The organism is Streptomyces sp. NPDC006655 (assembly GCF_040703965.1).
In the GTDB taxonomy this organism is placed as follows: Bacteria; Actinomycetota; Actinomycetes; order Streptomycetales; family Streptomycetaceae; genus Streptomyces.
The window spans coordinates 1-14,800 of record NZ_JBEYJU010000145.1 but is presented as its reverse complement, the minus strand read 5'-3'; the positions used below and the strand labels follow the sequence as shown (position 1 = coordinate 14,800).

Sequence of the window (14,800 nt, the reverse complement as noted above, 5' to 3'; positions counted from 1 at the left end):
CGGCACGCGGATGCGCGTCGAGCACCGCACGAACGCCGCCGAACAGGGTATGGCCGCCGCCCGCAACCTGCTCAACCCGCAGGCGCGCAAGCCCTCGCCGCCCACGGCGGCGGAGGGTTTTGGGCCGGCGAGGCCGGAGAGCTGTGCGGCGAGAAGGCGGTGGTGTCGGCGCCCGTACTGTTCAGCGGGCATGGCGGGACTCCGTTGCTGGCTGGCCGGCGGTGCTGGCCGGTGTCCGGGGATGGGGCATGTCAGGACGGAGGGGCCCCATGGTGGCGGACGCGTTGATGCCATGGCCGACGACGAGGCCGACCCGTGCGCCGGGCAACGAAATCACGTCGAACCGGTAGCCGCCCACCTCGGCGTCGCCGCCCGACGTTCGATAGCGGGCGGCCATCTCCACCGTGGCGTGGGAGATCTGGGTCGGGGGCAGCTGGGCGCGCTGAAGTGCCAGCGCGATGCCGCGTTCGCGCGCGTACCAGCGGGCGTTGTCCACGTGGTTGGCTGGAGCCGGTCCACATGGGCGGTGCGAGGCGTAATGCCGCAGCCAGGCAACCGGCCGTCAGGTGGTCGTGGCCGTAGGCCCCGTCCTCTGTGGAACCCGCCCGCCGGCTCACGGACGGGCACCGCAGGAGGGGCTTTCTCCATCCGCCGAGGCAGCCCCTCCTGTCCTTGCGGTTGTTTATCCGACGGCGTCACCGGCGACGTAGCGGGCGTTGCGGTCGACCGAGTGGTAGATGTCGGCGGCGATGGGGCGGCGGAGTTCCTCGGCGAGGTGGCCGAGGAGTCCGGCCGCGCGGGCCAGGAGAGCGAAGCCGCGCAGCAACTCGGCGGGGAGCCGGAGGTCGGCGAGTGCGGCACCGCACACGCCGGCGCCGTTGAGGGGCAGGGTCCGGCCGAGGAACTCGGGTGCCATGCGGCCGAGGGCCTCGAACAGGGCGAGGTGGGGGCCGTAAACCCCTTCCTCGCGTGCGATGCGGATGATCACCGCTGTACGCGGGTCGCGTTCCTTGTGCACGGGGTGGCCGAGGCCGGGCACGAACCGTTTGGTCGCCTTGCGTTCGGCCAGTGCCTTGCCGGCCAGGGCGTCCCACTCCTCGGTGGTGGCCGGGAGCGGGTCTCCCGCGGCAGTGATCACCTCGTCGAGGAAGCGGCCGGTGTCCTCGGTGACGCCGAGGAAGCGGGAGCCGCCGCCGAGCAGGCCGGCGGCCATGGCTCCCTGGATGGACTCCGGTGCGGACAGCAGGGTCAGACGGGCGGCGATGGCGGTGGGGGTGAAGCCGTGGTCGGCCAGCGCGACCAGCACTGTCTCGAAGAGCCGTACCTCGCCCGCGCTGGGGCGGCGCTGGGCGGCGAGCCAGAAGGCGAGTTCGCCGAAGCCGACCTGGCCCATCAGGTCGTTCGCCAGGTCATGGCCGAGCAGTCTGATGGTGGTGGCATCCGATGTGCCGAGTCCGGTCGGGTACTGGGGCTGTCCGGCAGTCACTGGTCCACGTCCTTGTCCGCCGCGAGCCAGGCCCGCAGCTCGTCGCCGTGCTGGTCGAGGTCGGGGGGAGGAAGGATGTGCCGTGGCGCGGTGGCACTGAAGGTGATCGGGTTGCGGATCATCGGTATAGCCTGCGGTCCTGAGCCGACGGTGACCACCGGGTCGAGCCCCAGCTCCTTGGCGAGGGCAACACCGCCGTCCACGTGGTTGATCGGTCCGCACGGGATCCCGGCCGCGGACAGTTTCTTGAACCACTCGTCCGCCGGGCGCTCCTTCAGCTTGGCGACCAGGAGGGGGCCCAGCTGTTCGCGGTTGCGGGTGCGGGCCTCGTTGCCGGCGAAGCGGGGGTCCTCGGGCAGCTCGTCCAGGCCGAGTTCGGCACAGAGTCTGCGGAACTGGCCGTCATTGCCTGCGATGACGATGAGGTCCTTGTCCGCCGTGGGCAGCGGCTCGTAGGGGAACAGGCTGGGGTGTGCGTTGCCCATCCGGTGCGGGACGACGTCGCCGGCCACGTAGGCGGAGGTGTGGTTCACCAGTCCGGACAGCGCTGAGGACAGGAGATTGACCTCCACGTGCTGCCCGGCCCCGGTCGCGTTGCGGTGGTTCAGGGCGGCCAGGATGCCGATGGCGGCGTGCATCCCCGTCATGACGTCGAACACCGAGATCCCCGCCCGATACGGCGGGCCGTCCGCGTCTCCGGTCAGGCTCATCAGGCCCGATGCCGCTTGGACCAGGAGGTCGTAGCCGGGCAGGGACGCCCCACCCGTGGTGCCGAACCCGCTGATCGAGGCGTAGACCAGTCCCGGGTTGTCGGCGCTGACCGTGTCGTAGTCCAGGCCGAAGCGCGTCAGGCCGCCGGGCTTGAAGTTCTCGATCATGACGTCGGCGCGCGAGACCAGTTCCCTGGCCAGGCGCAGGTCCTCGGGGTTCTTGAGGTCCAGGGCGATGGACCGCTTGTTGCGGTTGATGCCGAGGTAATAGGTCGAGACCTCGTCCCGGACCGGCGGCACCCAGGTGCGCGTGTCGTCACCGGCGGGCGATTCCACCTTGATCACCTCGGCGCCCATGTCCCCGAGCAGCATGGTGGCGTACGGCCCGGCGAGGATGCGAGAGAAGTCGGCGATCAGCAGCCCGTCGAGGGCTCCAACTGTGTCGGTCATCGGGCGACACCCTTCTACATGTCCGCCATACGGACGACTGTCCGATAGTTTGGATTCCTGATACAGCCAGTGTCAACCGCCACCTCCGTGTGGAAGGTGTGCCGTCCGTCGCGTGAGGTTTGAAGTAACCGTTGTGCGGACGTAAGTCCGTTGTACGGCAGGGAGAGGTGGTCCTGTTGCCGGAAACGGCCCGACTGTGCCGGAAGCGGCTCGTGCCGCCGACCGCCCCCTCCTACCGTCGCCCCTACAGACAACGGACCGAACGCTCGATGACGAGCACGAGATCGCACTGTGGAGGACGCCATGGGCGTGCAGACGACACGAGTCCTGGGGATCGGCGGGACGACGCGGCAGAACTCCAGCTCGGAGCGCGCCTTGCGGGTCGCCGCCGCGGCTGCGGCGGACGCCGGCGCGACCATCGAGCTGATCACCGCGGAGGAGCTCGTCCTTCCGCTCTACGATCCCGAGAAGTCGGCGAGGACGGAGCGGGCCGCCGCGTTGGTGGCGGCGCTGCGTGACGCGGACGCACTGCTGATCTCGTCCCCGGGCTACCACGGCACGGTGTCGGGGATGGTGAAGAACGCCCTTGACTATGTCGAGGACCTGCGAGACGACGAGCGCTCCTACCTTGCCGGGCTCCCGGTCGGCTGCATCGCCGTCGCTCACGGCTGGCAAGCGAGTGTGGCGACCCTGCAGACCCTGCGCACCTGCGCGCACGCGCTGCGAGGGTGGCCCACCCCGATGGGTGCAGCGCTCAATGCCTCGATGCCGGGGCTCTTCGACCCGGTCACCGGCGCCTGCACGGACGAGTCGGCCCGGTTCCAGCTGGAGACCGTCGGCCGGCAGGTCGTCGAGTTCGCCGCCGCCCGGCTGGGAGACGAGAGGGTGCTGGCTCCGGCGCAGGCGTGAGGTGGGCGCACGGCGCGACCGTGGGGCAGCGTTCCGCGCCGTCCCACGGTCGCGCCATGCGCCGACCTGGACCTGCCATCTGCGGAGCGGGCGGCGGTACAGTGGCGGACAACCATCCGGTGGGCGGTCATTCGGCCCGTCCGCCCATTTCGCAGGCGTGGAGGGACGACAGATGCGCCGGGACGCCGGTCCGGATTTCATCGAGGCCCTCGCTAGAGGGCTCGACGTTCTGCGCTGCTTCCAGCCGGGCAGGCGGTACATGACGCTGAGCGAGGTCGCAGCCGAGGCACAACTCGCCCGGCCCACAGCACGCCGGATTCTCATCACGCTCCAGACGCTGGGATACGTACGCAGCGACGAAGCCGGGTTCTCCTTGACGCCCCGCGTGCTCGAACTCGGGATGACCTACATCGGCTCGCAGAACATCTGGGAGCTGGCGGAACCTCACCTGCGTACCCTGGTCGACCGCACCCGGGAGTCGTGCTCGCTCGCGCAGCTCGACGGATCCGACATCGTCTACGTATCCCGGGTCGCCATGCCCAAGCTGGTGACGCTGTCGGTGACCGTCGGCACCCGCTTCCCCGCCGTGCAGACGTCTCTCGGCAAAGTGCTGCTTGCCGCCCTGGACGGTCCCGCACTCGACCGCGTCCTCGCTCAGCCCAGCAGGTCGGGCATCACGCCCCGGCACCACCCTCAGCGCGACGAACTCGACGAGATGCTCCGCGACGTACGGGCCAAGGGGTGGGCGGTGACCGACGAGGAACTCGCCCTCGGCATCAGGTCCATCGCCGCGCCCATCCGCAACGGGCAGGGCCGCACAGTCGCGGCGGTCAACGTGAACGCGCATGCCGCCGAGACCTCGGTCGACCGCCTGGTCGAACACCATCTTCCCCTGCTGCTGCGCACCGCCGGCGACATCAGCGCCGACTGGGCCGCATGGGAGAACCGTCCCCTCGCCACGCTCGCCCCCCGGGCCGGCTGATCCGGCCGGGAGGCGAGCGTGGGCTGTACCGGTCAGGAGGAGGCCGGCACCTTGCCCGCGACGCCCAGCGGACGCAGGGCGGGCATCACCTCTGACGCGAACAGCTCCATGCTCCTGTTCATCTCCTCGGCGGTGATGTCTCCGATCGAGAACAGCCCGATGAGCTGGCCGAAGCCGAGCTGCGCCTGCAGGTCGCTCAGCCGGGCCGCGACGGTCTCGGGGCTGCCCACGACGGCGTATCCGCCCGCCAGCAGTTCCTCGTACGACGTCTCGGTGTAGGCCTTCATTCCGGACATCAGCAGACCGCGCATCGAGCCCGGCGACATGTAACCCGGCGGATAGACCTGCGGGAAGCTCTGCTTGAGCCCGCGGTGGAACAGCCACTCGATGTGCCGACGTCCCTCACGGTGAGCCTTCTCATCGGTCTCCGCCACATAGATCGGCACCGAGAAAGCAGACTTCACCGGGTCGTGTTCCATGCCCAGTTCCTCCACCGCCTGCCGGTGTCCGTCGAACCAGCGGCGGACCAGCGGCGTCGGGGCGTACACCGACATATAGGTGTAGCCGTGCTCGGCGACGAACTTCATCGTCTCCGTACTGCCGGCGCCGGGAATGTAGATGGGCGGATGCGGCTCCTGCACCGTCCTCGGCCACAGATTGACGTAGCGGTACTCGTAGTTGGGGCTGACCCACTGGAACGGCTCGTCGGACGTCCACGCCTTGATGATCAGGTCGTGGGCCTCGTTGAACCGGTCCCGTGACCGGGTCGGGTTGACGCTCTGCGCGAAGTATTCCCAGCCGATGCCGCGGACGAATCCGGAGACCACCCGCCCATTGCTGAGGTGGTCGAGCATGGCGATCTCCTCCGCCACCCGCAGCGGATTGCCGCGCACGCCGATCGCGTTGCCGAGCACCATGATCTGCGCCCGCTCCGTACGCCGGGCAAGGGCCGCAGCCATGAGGTTCGGCGAGGGCATCAGGCCGTAGGCGCTCTGGTGGTGCTCGTTGACGGCGATCCCGTCGAAACCGAGTTTCTCGGCATGCTCCAGCTCGTCCAGGTACCGGTGGTAGAGCCGGTTGCCTAGTTCGCGGTCGAAGAACTTGTTCGGGAAGGTGAGGGAAGGGCTCGGGTACTTCTCGTCGAAGTCGTCCGGCAGGTACGGGTAGGGCATCAGGTGGAAGAAGACGAACTTCATCGGCTCGCTCCGCTCAGCTGGGTCCTGGCATCGGCTTCGGCCAGGAATTCGGTGACAACCTGGGCGAACTCCTGCGGACGTTCGAAATACATCGCGTGACCGCAGTCCTCGACCTGTGCGAACCGGGCCTGAGGAATGAGTTCGGCGTAGCGCGCTCCGTGGGCAACGGGGACGACCTTGTCCTCGGACGGACAGGCGACGAGTGTGCGCGCGGTGATGCGGTGCAGCCTGCGTTCCAGCTTCGGGTTGTTCAGGAACGGATGCCACGAGAAGCGGGCGAGGGCGGTCATGTCGCGGTACGCCGCGAGGATGTCGTCCACGCCCGGCTCGCCGGGGAACAGGGCCGACGCCTTGGCGGGGTCCTTGAACAGTGCGTCGACCACCTGGTCCGGCGTCATGAGGAACAGATCGGCGAGCGGATGTGCCGGCAGCCGCAGCCCGGCCGGGCCGAGCAGGGTCAGCGAGCCGATCAAGTCCGGGCGGGCGACCGCGAGTTCCGCCGCGACCCATCCGCCGAAGGACGCGCCCACGATGTGCGGACGCTCCAGCCCCAGCCGCTCGATGACGTCGAGGTAGTGGAAGACCAGATCGTCGACGCCCTCCAGCTCGGGGAACTCGTCCGATCCGCCGAACCCCGGGTGGTCGGGAGCGAAAACTTCGAAACCGCGCGACAGCAGTTCATGGAATGGGTGCCATTGGCCCGCGCCGCCGGCCGCGTGCAGAAAGAGGACCGGGGCCCCCTTACCGCCCCGCAGCAGATGAACCCGCCCTCCGGGGACCTCTAGAAAATCCTCGGTCGGCGGACTGCTCACGTCCCGCCCGGCCTCGGTGGTCGTCACTTGTGTCACTGCACTACCTCCGGCTCTTGTGCTGCTGACGTCCGAAGGTAGGGAGTCGGCGACAGAGACACCGAGCCGGATGCCGCAGCCTTGGGCCGCTTCCCGCACCACGGTTGACATACCGGCCGGAGCCACGGATTCTGCGAGCTGGACGTCATACGGACAGGCGTCCGACGGTGGAGGTAGTCATGCACGCTCCGTCAATGTCGATGGACGAGGGGCTGATACCGGAGGGCACCAGCGTTCCCTACGGCCGATTGATCAACACGCGGGACCCGTCCGAGGCGCGGGCACGGACGCAGGAACTCCTCAAGAACGTGCACAGCATGAAGGTGCTGGAGCGCGGGAGTCCCTTCCAGGCCCGCGTCGAATACCGGAAGCTGAACGGCATCGGCCTGATGGCCTCTGGCTACGGCCCCGCGGTGGAGATCTCCTGCACGCCGCCGATCAGCGACGTGTGCGTGAATTTCGTCTTCGGCGGCACCATGCTCATCGACGAGGGCTCGACCGGTGAAGCCACCGCGGTCGCCGGCCCGGCCCGGGCCGCTGTCTTCTGCTTCCCGGAGACCGTCAGCATGCGCTGGTCCCCCGGGCTGCGCCAGCTCATGCTGACCGTCGACAAGGCCGTCATCGACCGCTGTCTGCGGAACCTGCTCAACGAGCCGCTGCACGCGCCCCTGCGCTTCGAGACCGAAATGGACCTCAAGCGCGGTGGTCAGGGCATCACGGCCGCGATCAGGACGCTGCAGCGGGCACTCGAACAGTGCGGCAAGGCAGGCCCTCCCCCGGTGCTCGCCAAGGAGATCGAACACGGCATCCTGACCGCCCTGCTGCTCGGGCAACGGCACAACTACACCGACCGAATTTTCTCGGCGCAGCCGCTGCCGGCGCCCCGTGTGGTCCGGCGCGTCGTGGAACTCATCGAGTCGTCCCCCGACGCCGCGTTCACGGTCGCTGACCTCGCTGAATTCGCCGGGGTGAGCGAACGTTCCCTGCATTCGGCGTTCCGTCGGCAGTTGGGCACGTCACCGATGTCGTACGTCCGCCGCCACCGCCTCGAACAGGTCCACGAGGAACTGCTGATCGCCGACCCCTCCACCGGGGTGAAGGTCACCGATGTGGCTCTGCGCCACGGGTTCACTCACACGGGCCGCTTCGCGGCCGCCTACAAAGAGCGCTTCGGAGAGTCGCCGTCCGCGACGATGCGCCGTTGACGTTGAACAGAGAGCGAGCTGTGGACCCCCTGATTCTCTTCGTACACGGAGCCAACCACGATGGCTGGTGCTGGGCTCCGGTCCTGGAGCGGCTGGATCGCGTCGGCGTCGCCGGCCGGGCGATCGACCTTCCGTTCACCTCCTTCGAGGACGACACCGCCGCTGTGCGGGAGGCCGTCCGCGAGATCGCGCGGGCACGGCCCGTCGTGCTGGTCGCGCACAGTTACGGCGGCCTGCCGGTGACCGCCGGAGGCCAGGGAGCGGACCGTTTCGTCTTCGTGGCCGCGCGGATGCCACCGGCCGGAGAGTCACCCGCGGCGCACACGCCCCGCTGGAGCCATCCGGAGTTCCGGGCGGCATGGGACACGGGCGAAGACGGCGCCGTCATCCTGCGTGAGGAGGCCCGGGAGGTCCTCTACTCGCACTCTCCGCCGAACATGGCCGACTTGGCGGCACAGCGGTGGCGGCCGATGACGAGCCGCGTACCGCGAACGCCGATCATCGAACCCGCGTGGATGTCCGCGCCGTCCGTCTACGTGGTCTGCACGAAGGACCGGACGGTCCGGGTCGAGGCGCAGCGCGAATGCGCGGCACACGCCACCGAGAGCATCGAGGTCGACTGCGACCACTCCCCCTTTTTCTCCGCCCCGGACCGGCTGGCGGCGCTTCTGGCCGAGCAGGCCGAACATGCCGCGCGAACGGTCAGGACCTGAGATCCCGGCCCCGCCGCCGGCGGCGCTGCGGTCCGGCTCCGCGCAGATCCAATCTCCGCGAGATTCATCCGATTCCCGCAAGGCTTGATTCCCCTGCCTTTCACGTCTCTTGACCGGGGAAGAGCCACGCGCGACCGTCGACCCATGCTCGCCTGGCGGACAGATGTCCGGAGATGTTTCCGTCTCGGTGAGCGGAAGATGACGAAGGAGAGTCAACGATGACCCAGTCCCTGCCCGAAGCCGCCAACAGCACGGCCGTCGGCTCCCTGCCGACGCGACTTCACCACAACGCCTACGTCACGCGGGACCAGGAAGCGACCCGGGCGTTCTACGAGGACATCATCGGCCTGCCGCTGGTGGCGACGTGGAAGGAGTCCGACGAGCTCTTCGGAGCCGTGCGAACGTACTGCCACACCTTCTACGGTCTCGGGGACGGCAGCGCGCTGGCCTTCTTCCAGTTCGTCGACCCGGCCGACCAGGAGCAGTTCGGCCCGAGGATGCCGCACTCGCCGTTCCAGCACATCGCGCTCAAGGTCACCGAGGAGGTCCAGGACGCCGTCGCCCAGCGGCTCAAGGACGCCGGCTGGAAGCCCGAGGAGACCTACGTCCTGGAGCACGGGTACTGCCGTTCCCTGTACACCAGCGACCCGAACGGCCTCCTCCTCGAGTTCACCCTGGACGCCCCCGGCATCGAGGCCTCCGACGAGGAGCGCCGACGGACCGCGCACGCCGAACTCAAGTCGTGGCTCGAAGGTGACCACGTCAGCAACAACACCTACCGCTGAGCCCCAGTGCCGCCGCCCGTATCGCCCGTATCCACCTCCCAGCCCTGTGTCCCGCGCGGGTGGGTACGGGCGGCCCCCGGGCACTCAGCGGCGACACCGCGTACCGCCCGCCAGACAGGCGACGAGGCGGGTCCGAACCTCAGGGCCTTCGTCGGGTCCTCATAGCGGCCATCCGTCGGCCGACGAGGCCGCCCATGGACAGGCCGACCCAGTGGGCCGGCGGGGGTCGAGCCGTTCGATCAGCTCCACCGCGGGGATGGTCAGAGTGTGCATACCGTCGGGTTTGAGGCGCGCCGCTCTCATCGTCGGGCCGGCGAGGCGGGCGCCACTCACGGTCAACGCGGGCGGCACCGCCATTGCCGGACTGCTGGAGACCGGGTCCACCGAGCTGGTCGGTGGCGCCCTCGCTGCGCAATCCTTGGCATCACCTTCGGCTCACTGCCGCCGGCGAGCTGCCCCTCCTGACGGCCGTCGTAGGCGTCGGTGTCACCTCGATCATGTCGCTCACCGAGGTCCTCGACCTGTCCATCACCACTCCGACGTTCGACTCGATGATCGGTATCGCGTGCGGCATCGACCACGCGCTGTTGGGTCGTCTCCCGTTACCGTGCCGGACCTGTGTCTCTGGACTCGGCCCTGCCTGAGAAAGTGAGGACGGGCTTGACGACATCTGCCCGCATACGCGCGACCGCCTCGTCGATGTCTTCGAAGGCGAACGCGGAGATGACGCGGTCCGCGGGGAAACGGCCCTGCGCGTGCCAGTCAAGTAGGAGTGGCACGAGCTCATGCGGATTCGCGTCGCCCTCGATGCTGCCTCGGATCGTCTTGCCTCCTCCGATGAGGTCCATCACGTCGAAGCCGATGTCCGCCGCGCCGAGGCCGACGACGACCAGGGACCCCAGGGGGGCCAGCGCCAGGGCGGCGTTGCGGATCACACCGGGGACCCCGGTCGTGTCGAAGCCATGGGTCGCGCCGCCTGCGGTGAGCTCCCTGATCTGCTCGACGAGGTCCGCGCTCGCGCCGTCGAGGGCGTGGGTGGCACCGAGTTCCGTCGCCAGGGCACGCCGCTCCTTGGAGAGGTCAACGGCTATGACGGTGCCGGTGCCGAGGGCCGCGGCGGCCATGACCGCCGCGAGGCCCGCTCCCCCGGCGCCGTACACGACCAGGCTGGAGTCAGGAGTGGGCCGCAGCAGATTGACGACCGATCCCGCGCCGGTCTGGAATCCGCACCCCATGGGCGCCGCGGTCACGAGGTCGGTGTCCTGCGGGACGACGACGATGTTCTCGCGCGTGGCGAGCGCGTGCCGGGCGAAGCTGGACTGGCCGAAGAACGAGGACCAGACGTCGCCGCCCTGACGGCTGAGCGTCGAGCTGCCGTCCGGGCGGCGACCCGCGTTGTTCAGGGCGGCGAACCGCTCGCAGTACGCGCGCCGCCCGGCCGCGCACCGGGCGCAGACACCGCAGCTGTTGTAGCTCAGGACGACACGGTCTCCGGCTCTCACACTGGTGACATCGGTGCCGGTCGCCTCCACGACGCCGGCGCCCTCATGGCCGTACACCGCGGGAACGCCCGCGGGCATCAGGGCCTTCGTGGCCAGGTCGGTGTGGCAGATGCCCGCCGCGGTGAGGCGGACGAGGACCTCGTCGGGGCGGGGATCCGAGATCTCGACGTCCTCAATGGTGAAGCCGGTGTCGGGTCCGTACGAAACAGCCGCTTGGTTCCCTGTCAAGTTCATGTGTTCACGTCTTGTGCTCCTCTGTGTTGTGGCGTGCAGTGGTGGCCGTCGAAGGAGTGGGACGGCCACCCAGCGGCTCGGTCGAGCAGCTCCTGTCAGGCCGACTGTGCCTCGTTCACCGGCGCTATGTAGGCCACTTCAATGAAATCGACGAACCTGGGTGTGTTCTCGTAGCCGAGCATCCTCCCGATGCAGAGGAGTATGTCGCGCGCCACTCTCGAGTTCTTGGCCGATGTCCCGATGTTTCACTCACTCAGATTCTTCGAAGCGGCCCGCAGTGTCCGAAGTCCTGGGATGTGGTCGTTCGCTTTCTCCTCGTCAGGTATCGACACCCGAATGCCTCTAGTACTCCAGCCGTAGTTCGCGATCACTGCGAGTTGCTGCTCACGCCCCGTAGATGAGATCTCCGCCCCCACTGGCCTCAACCAGCCAGGACAGCGAACCGCTTCCGAAGGGCCAGCCAGTGGTGGCCACCTGCACCCAGCCGCCCGACTCGTCGGTTCCTGCGTGCCACCACCACCAGCTGCGATCGTCTCCCATTCCTTCGTCGGTCGGGTCGAAGTAGTACAGCCATCCCGAGAGCGTCCATGGCCCCTGATCGACGGCCGCTTTCTCCTCTGGCGTCATCGCCCGCCACTGACGCAGCCACGCCTTAACGTCGAAGGGCTCGCCACGCCCCGGTTCCCGGGTCTCGGGCGCGCACCGCTGTATGAACCAGGACGGCAACAGCTGCGGCCAAAGGTCATCCGTCGGCCAGTCACCCGTCTGGGAAACCACACATGTCAGTACCGCACGCGCGTTGTCGATGACCTGGGCCGGGTCCTCGGCAGTGAACCGGAGGCGCACGAGAAACGGCCCGGGCTCCTCGTTATCCTCAGCCCCCGGTCCAGATCGAAGGCGCCGCAGCTCGCCTGTCATGATTTCCACGGTGCTGAAGTATGCCCCGGCACCGACCTGGCGACATCTCGATATCACCACCGGTCAGAGGTCACGCACCTCTATGGCTGGACAGTTGCTTGCCGTTGGTAGTGGCAGGCTCGGGCGCGGGCTTGGTGCCGGCGTCGCCAGTGTGACCAGCGCAGGCGGTGTGCGAGGTCGTGGACCGGGCTGACCAGGGCCGCGAACAGGTGCTGGATCTCGTTGCCAGTCAAGGGGATCAGACTGTCGAGGGCCGGCCGGTCGCGGCGTTCGGTGGCTGCGGTGACGGCAAGGAAGGCGTGGGCGAGCATCGCGAGGGTGACCCAGCGGTGCCAGGAAGTCCAGCGGCGGACCTGGTGCTCGTCCAGGCCGGTCAGTCCCTTGCCGGCCTGAAATGTCTCCTCGATCGTCCAGCGCCGTCCGGCCACCCGGACCAGTTCCGACAGCGGCACCGGCCGGGGTGAGAAGCAGCGGTAGAAGGCGAGTTCGCCGGTGCGATGGTTGCGGCGGACCAGCAGGCACCAGTGGCCTGGCCGACCGGCGGGGTCGTGGATGTCGATCTGTGCCCAGTCGTAGTTCCGCTCGCCCTTCGCGCCCGTTCCGGCCGAGAGTCGTTGCCAGGCTCGCCTCGGGATCCGTGCGGCCAGGGTCTTTGCCTGGAACCTCCCGGCGTGCGTGATGATCGGATGGGTGCTGGAGACGGCAAAGACGTAGCCGGTCCGGCGGCGTTCAAGGGTGATCCGCAGGTGCGGGTTGTCGCCGTAGACCTCGTCGCCTGCGACCCAGAGTGCGGGGGTTCCCGTGTCGAGCGCCCGCTCGACCATGCGGGCGGCGAGTTGGGGCTTGGTGGCGAAGGCCAGATCGTCCGGGATGCCCGCGTTCCGGCAGCGGTCGGGGTCTTCGGTCCAAGAGCGGGGCACGTACAGGGCACGGTCGATGGAGGCGTGTCCACGGGTGGCGGAGTACACGAGATAGACGGCCACCTGGGCATTCTCGATGCGGCCGGCCGTGCCGGTGTACTGGCGCTGGACGCCGACAGTCGCCGTGCCCTTCTTCAAATCGCCCGTCTCGTCGACCGCTAGAAGGTCGATGAAGATCTTGGTGAGGGGTTGTCCGGCCGTCAGGCCGGACAACCCCTGCGGTCATGCACCGGTCGGGGCGATGTGCCAGGTGCCCCTGGTGTGGGTGAGCCCGAGGTTGATCAGCCGGCGGAGGTTGAGGGCGGCGGCTCGGGTGTGGAGCCAGGTGTCGTTCTTGATGGTGCCGCGGTAGCGCAGGCGCCGGTTGCCGTGCTGGACGAGCCAGGCGACGGCGCGTTCGACCGGTGGCCGCCAGCGGCGGTAGTCGGCCTGCCAGCCGGGGTCGGTGGCGGCCTGGTGGCGGGCGGCTGTGTGGAGGTCGTGGTGCGGGCGGATGGTCAGGACGCGTCCGGCCCTGGCTTTGGTGCACCGCTCACGCAGGCGGCATCCGGTGCACAAGCTCCCGAAAACGGCTTTGCGCTGGTGGTATTGCCCGCCGGGGTCGGACAGGGCCACGGTGTGTCCGGCCGGGCAGGTCACGACGGCCGCTGTGGTGTCGATGGCGAAATCGTCGAGGGTGAAGCCGCCGGGGACCGCAGGCCGCAGCGGGGCGGCCTTGATGAACAGCCGGTGCCCGGCCTCGTGGAGGGCCTGGCGGACATCGCCGGCGGAGTAGGCGGTGTCACCGAAGACGTCCAGCTGGTTGTCCTCGTCGGCGAGCAGCTCAAGACCCACGGCGGCCTCGTGGTGCTCGGGCCCGGCGCCGGGCCGCAGAGCAACGGCGGTGTATAAGCCGGTCTCGGGCTCGACGGCCAGGTGCGCCTTGAAGCCGTCCTGCTGGTGGCTGCGGGTCTTGTGGACGTGGCGTGCTTCGGGATCGACGGTGGAGACCATCCGGTTCGGGGCGGTCCCCCGGGTGATGCGCCAGCGTCCGTCACGGCCGTCGGAGTCCTCGGCGGGCTCGACGTCCTGCCCGGCGACCAGGGCCAGGATGCCCACCGCGTTCGCGGCTTTCTCACCGAGTTGCTGTTCGGGCAGGTGGCCCAGAAGCCGCAGGGCGTCTGTGACCAGCGCGTCGACCAGTCCGGCGCGGGCCTGCTCGTCGTTCCAGGCGATGCGGGGCTTGCCCGGGTCGGTGTAGTCGTGCGCGCTGCACTGGGCAGCGGCGACCGCGTCGGCGCCGGGGACCTCGCGGATCACCGCCCGGACGGCGGCGATGATCTGGGTGACGGTGTCCTGGGTGGCGACCGCGTCGTCCAGCACGGTGGAGTCCAAAGCCCGGCGGTGCTTGCCCTTGAGTACGCCGGTGGCCTTCACGACCTCGCGCACGGCGTCGAAGATGCGGTTCGGGCGGGCGGAACGGGCCAGCCGGCGGCGGAAGTAGGCCAGCAGCGACGGGTCGAAGGCCATGTCGTTGAGGCCGAGCCCGCATGCGGCCTTCCACCGCAGGTCGCAGCGCAGTTCCTGGACCGTCTCGAAGTCCGACAGCCCGTGCAGGGCCTGCAAGGTGATCGCGGCGGCCAGGATCTGCGGCGGCATGCTCGGCCGTCCGTTCGCCGACGGATACATGTCCGCGAACATCTCAGCCCGGAACAGCTCGCCGCGGTGCTCGGCCAGGAACGCGAACACACTCCCGGCCGGGATCAGATCCCGGCACGTCTCCCACACGTCCGGCCCGACCATCTCGCCGACCCACTCACCCATCGCCACAACACGAGTCTGGCCCTGCCGCTCACGCGGCAGGGCCAGAACCCCAAGATCTTCATCAGCCTTCTAGGGCCTGTCTGACAATTCCCGCCTGCCACGCGACGCCATGCACGCTCCCCCAGCCTCCGGCCGGGGG

The 14,800-nt window shown here is 68.9% G+C and carries 14 protein-coding genes and 1 pseudogene; 5 read left to right on the top strand and 10 right to left on the bottom strand.

Features of this window, described 5'->3' with window-relative positions:
- From AB0958_RS41560 to AB0958_RS41545, 4 genes are all read right to left on the bottom strand, one after another.
- A partial coding sequence (locus AB0958_RS41560) for a hypothetical protein (protein WP_366895682.1) occupies nt 1-192 on the bottom strand: 192 nt, incomplete at its 3' end.
- Nucleotides 182-496 carry a hypothetical protein gene (locus AB0958_RS41555; protein ID WP_366895681.1) on the bottom strand — a complete coding sequence of 105 codons (315 nt, stop codon included), beginning with the start codon at nt 494-496 and terminating at the stop codon, nt 182-184. The genes AB0958_RS41560 and AB0958_RS41555, both read right to left, overlap by 11 nt.
- Nucleotides 497-682: 186 nt before the next feature.
- Nucleotides 683-1,486 (bottom strand): citryl-CoA lyase, encoded by an 804-nt coding sequence (locus AB0958_RS41550; protein ID WP_099926981.1) that lies wholly within the window; start codon nt 1,484-1,486, stop codon nt 683-685.
- On the bottom strand, nt 1,483-2,646 hold the full coding sequence (locus AB0958_RS41545; RefSeq protein ID WP_366895680.1) for a CoA transferase: 1,164 nt from the start codon (nt 2,644-2,646) through the stop codon (nt 1,483-1,485). The genes AB0958_RS41550 and AB0958_RS41545 overlap by 4 nt, the downstream gene beginning before the upstream one ends.
- 309 nt (nt 2,647-2,955) lie before the next feature.
- Here AB0958_RS41545 and AB0958_RS41540 point away from each other — a divergent pair, with 309 nt between their 5' ends.
- The gene (locus AB0958_RS41540; protein ID WP_366895679.1) at nt 2,956-3,555 is read left to right on the top strand and encodes an NAD(P)H-dependent oxidoreductase; all 600 of its coding nucleotides are present in this window, start codon (nt 2,956-2,958) and stop codon (nt 3,553-3,555) included.
- A gap of 172 nt (nt 3,556-3,727) precedes the next feature.
- Nucleotides 3,728-4,537 (top strand): IclR family transcriptional regulator C-terminal domain-containing protein, encoded by an 810-nt coding sequence (locus AB0958_RS41535; protein WP_366895678.1) that lies wholly within the window; start codon nt 3,728-3,730, stop codon nt 4,535-4,537.
- Nucleotides 4,538-4,569: 32 nt separating this feature from the next.
- On the opposite strand, the gene AB0958_RS41530 is transcribed toward AB0958_RS41535, so the two are convergent.
- On the bottom strand, nt 4,570-5,733 hold the full coding sequence (locus AB0958_RS41530) for an LLM class flavin-dependent oxidoreductase (protein WP_366895677.1): 1,164 nt from the start codon (nt 5,731-5,733) through the stop codon (nt 4,570-4,572).
- The gene (locus AB0958_RS41525) at nt 5,730-6,572 is read right to left on the bottom strand and encodes an alpha/beta fold hydrolase (protein WP_366895676.1); all 843 of its coding nucleotides are present in this window, start codon (nt 6,570-6,572) and stop codon (nt 5,730-5,732) included. The genes AB0958_RS41530 and AB0958_RS41525 overlap by 4 nt, the downstream gene beginning before the upstream one ends.
- A 188-nt stretch (nt 6,573-6,760) precedes the next feature.
- Between AB0958_RS41525 and AB0958_RS41520 the strand changes: the two genes are divergently transcribed.
- From AB0958_RS41520 to AB0958_RS41510, 3 genes are all read left to right on the top strand, one after another.
- Complete coding sequence (locus AB0958_RS41520; RefSeq protein ID WP_366895675.1) at nt 6,761-7,786, top strand: AraC family transcriptional regulator; 1,026 nt, start codon at nt 6,761-6,763, stop codon at nt 7,784-7,786.
- Between the two features lie 20 nt (nt 7,787-7,806).
- Nucleotides 7,807-8,499 carry an alpha/beta fold hydrolase gene (locus AB0958_RS41515; RefSeq protein ID WP_366895674.1) on the top strand — a complete coding sequence of 231 codons (693 nt, stop codon included), beginning with the start codon at nt 7,807-7,809 and terminating at the stop codon, nt 8,497-8,499.
- A 218-nt stretch (nt 8,500-8,717) separates the two neighbouring features.
- Entirely contained in the window at nt 8,718-9,284 is a 567-nt protein-coding gene (locus AB0958_RS41510) for a VOC family protein (RefSeq protein WP_051705232.1), read from the top strand.
- A 602-nt stretch (nt 9,285-9,886) separates the two neighbouring features.
- Here AB0958_RS41510 and AB0958_RS41505 read toward each other — a convergent pair.
- From AB0958_RS41505 to AB0958_RS41490, 4 genes and pseudogenes are all read right to left on the bottom strand, one after another.
- Nucleotides 9,887-11,020 (bottom strand): NAD(P)-dependent alcohol dehydrogenase, encoded by a 1,134-nt coding sequence (locus AB0958_RS41505; RefSeq protein WP_366895673.1) that lies wholly within the window; start codon nt 11,018-11,020, stop codon nt 9,887-9,889.
- 384 nt (nt 11,021-11,404) lie between these two features.
- On the bottom strand, nt 11,405-11,938 hold the full coding sequence (locus AB0958_RS41500) for a hypothetical protein (RefSeq protein WP_366895672.1): 534 nt from the start codon (nt 11,936-11,938) through the stop codon (nt 11,405-11,407).
- A gap of 80 nt (nt 11,939-12,018) precedes the next feature.
- A pseudogene (locus tag AB0958_RS41495) lies at nt 12,019-13,023 on the bottom strand (IS701 family transposase); the annotation flags it as partial.
- 57 nt (nt 13,024-13,080) lie between these two features.
- Complete coding sequence (locus AB0958_RS41490; RefSeq protein ID WP_366895671.1) at nt 13,081-14,661, bottom strand: IS1182 family transposase; 1,581 nt, start codon at nt 14,659-14,661, stop codon at nt 13,081-13,083.
- Nucleotides 14,662-14,800: the final 139 nt, after the last annotated feature.